This window comes from Aminobacter sp. P4_H6_2 (genome assembly GCF_056400805.1).
In genome coordinates this window covers 1-1,907 of sequence record NZ_JBFUKO010000845.1, presented here as the reverse complement: position 1 = coordinate 1,907, position 1,907 = coordinate 1, and the positions used below count along the sequence as shown (strand labels likewise).

Sequence of the window (1,907 nt, the reverse complement as noted above, 5' to 3'; positions counted from 1 at the left end):
CGCATGATGTGCAGCTACTGCACGGCGGCAAAGCGGCTTTTGGAACGCAAGGGCGTTGCATTCACCGAACATGACGCTAGCTTCTCGCCCGAGCTTCGGCAGGAAATGATCACGCGCGCCAACGGCCGCGCGACGTTCCCGCAGATTTTCATCGGAAACACCCATGTCGGCGGTTGCGACGACCTGCATGACCTCGATGCGCGAGGCAGGCTCGACCAACTTCTCACAACCGGCGCATAGACCTGAGGACGGACCATGGCGATTTTCAAGGCGGCAGCAGTGCAGATGCGTTCGGGCAAGGACCCCGAGCGTAACGCACGCGATTTCGAAGCACTGGTCCGCGAGGCCGCTGGCCTCGGTGCCACCTATGTGCAGACGCCCGAAATGACTGGCGCCATCATTGGCGACAAGGATGCGCGGGCCGCAGCCTTCACCTCGGAAGATCGCGACGTGATCGTGGCATCCGGCCGCAAGCTCGCCGCCGAGCTCGGCATCCACCTGCATGTCGGGTCGACCGCCATCGTGCGCGCCGACGGCAAGCTCGCCAACCGCGCCTTCCTGTTTGGCCCGGATGGCTCGACACTCGCCGTCTACGACAAGATCCACATGTTCGACGTCGACCTCGACAATGGCGAGAGCTGGCGCGAGTCCTCGGCCTATGAGCCGGGCACGGAGGCCGTCGTCGCCGACACCGCGCTTGCCAAGATAGGCTTTGCCATCTGCTACGATTTGCGTTTCCCCCAGCTGTTCCGCGCCGAGGCCCTTGCTGGCGCCGAGCTGTTGACTGCTCCGGCAGCCTTCACGCGCCAGACCGGCCTTGCCCATTGGCATGTGCTGTTGCGCGCGCGCGCCATCGAAAACGGCGCCTTCGTCATCGCTTCGGCCCAGGGTGGCAAGCACGAGGACGGCCGCGAGACCTTCGGTCACTCGCTGATCATCGATCCGTGGGGCCGCATTCTCGCCGAGGCCGCCCACGATGAGCCCGGCGTCATCATCGCCGAGATCGACACGCGTCATTCGGCTGACGCGCGCAAGAAAATCCCGAACCTCAAGAACGCGCGCGAATTCAACGTGTCGCTTCGTGGAGCGGGCGAGGGGGCGCTCAGGGGAGCCGCATCTTGATCCGCTTTTCGCTTCATTGCGACCGCACGCATGACTTTGAAGGCTGGTTCCGCAGCAATGACGACTTCGAAACCCAGCGCAAGCGCGGTTTTGTCTCCTGCCCGGAATGCGGCTCGCAGAAGATCGAAAAGGCGCTGATGGCGCCAGCCGTCTCGACCTCGCGCAAGCAGGAAAAGGTCGCGCTCGCCATGGGCGAGCAGCAGCGCAAGATGATGGCCGCACTTAAGGAGCTGTCCGAGAAGGTGCGTGAGAACGCCGAAAATGTCGGCGACAAGTTCGCCGAAGAAGCGCGCAAGATTCATTTCGGCGAGACCGAAGCGCGCGGCATCTACGGTGCTGCGACCATTGAGGAGGCCCAGGGCCTCGCCGAAGACGGCATCGAGTTCATGCCGCTGCCGGTGTTTCCTGACGACCGGAACTGACGCAGGCTTTACGGGCCGCTTGGCCCATTACTGGGTTGGTCGCGCCGGTCTGACGGTTGTAGTCTTGGCTCGGGGGCTACATGTTCATCTGGAATTTGGCTGTCGGCGCAGCGCGGCGGCTGGACGCTCTCAGTCCTGTTTGTCCGCAGGATCAAGCTGCGGATGGCGACGGCGATGAGTGGCGGCGGCGCGGGCGGCCTGCTCGTAGATGCCTGTCACAAGTTCCAGCGTGTGTGCGGCATCACTCAGCTTGGCCGCGAGATCTGGCATGCGGGTCAGTGCGTCGATGAGCAGAACCGAGCGGATGTCGGCATAGCGCTCGGTAACGTGATGGCCGACAGGCGTTACCTCGTAGGTCACGCC

General features: G+C 63.7%; 3 protein-coding genes and 1 pseudogene. 3 read left to right on the top strand and 1 reads right to left on the bottom strand.

The features are described from left to right. The 3 genes from grxC to AC1DUU_RS30835 all read left to right on the top strand — a co-directional run. The coding region (gene grxC / locus AC1DUU_RS30845; RefSeq protein WP_476787114.1) for a glutaredoxin 3 at positions 1-240 on the top strand (240 nt) is incomplete at its 5' end. Between the two features lie 15 nt (positions 241-255). Then, entirely contained in the window at positions 256-1,122 is an 867-nt protein-coding gene (locus AC1DUU_RS30840) for a carbon-nitrogen hydrolase family protein (protein ID WP_476787113.1), read from the top strand. Continuing rightward, complete coding sequence (locus AC1DUU_RS30835; RefSeq protein ID WP_476787112.1) at positions 1,119-1,544, top strand: DUF1178 family protein; 426 nt, start codon at positions 1,119-1,121, stop codon at positions 1,542-1,544. The genes AC1DUU_RS30840 and AC1DUU_RS30835 overlap by 4 nt, the downstream gene beginning before the upstream one ends. Positions 1,545-1,673: 129 nt before the next feature. On the opposite strand, the pseudogene AC1DUU_RS30830 reads toward AC1DUU_RS30835, so the two are convergent. After that, positions 1,674-1,907: pseudogene (locus AC1DUU_RS30830) on the bottom strand (winged helix DNA-binding protein); the annotation flags it as partial.